Annotated in this window: 1 pseudogene; it reads right to left on the bottom strand. The window is 38.1% G+C overall.

Annotation, left to right across the window (positions count from 1 at the left end):
- Positions 1–273: pseudogene (locus AAEY99_RS21415) on the bottom strand (histidine kinase); the annotation flags it as partial.

Genomic DNA, 273 nt, shown 5'->3' with positions numbered 1-273 from the left:
ACATTAACCAAGACGTTCTAACTATTGGTTCATATAACTCGACCTGCCACATGCGTTTGCCAATCAACAATTGATATTCTTTAAACAGCGTTTGCGAGTTATCGGTATCGGCAATATAAATTGCCTGCTTTTTCCCTGGTATCGTTGTATCAAAAAAACTGACTGAAATTGAGTTGTTGTGATCAAATAATAGTGTTTGCGATAAGCGTTTCAGACTGACAATCGCTGCCACAAAACCTTGAAAATCATCTTCGGTAGACGACTCTCCAAAAA

The sequence above is a fragment of the Shewanella sp. S1-58-MNA-CIBAN-0166 genome (assembly GCF_040310085.1).
GTDB lineage: Bacteria > Pseudomonadota > Gammaproteobacteria > Enterobacterales > Shewanellaceae > Shewanella.
The sequence above is the reverse complement of the archived record's forward strand: the minus strand, read 5'-3'. Positions and strand labels throughout refer to the sequence as shown.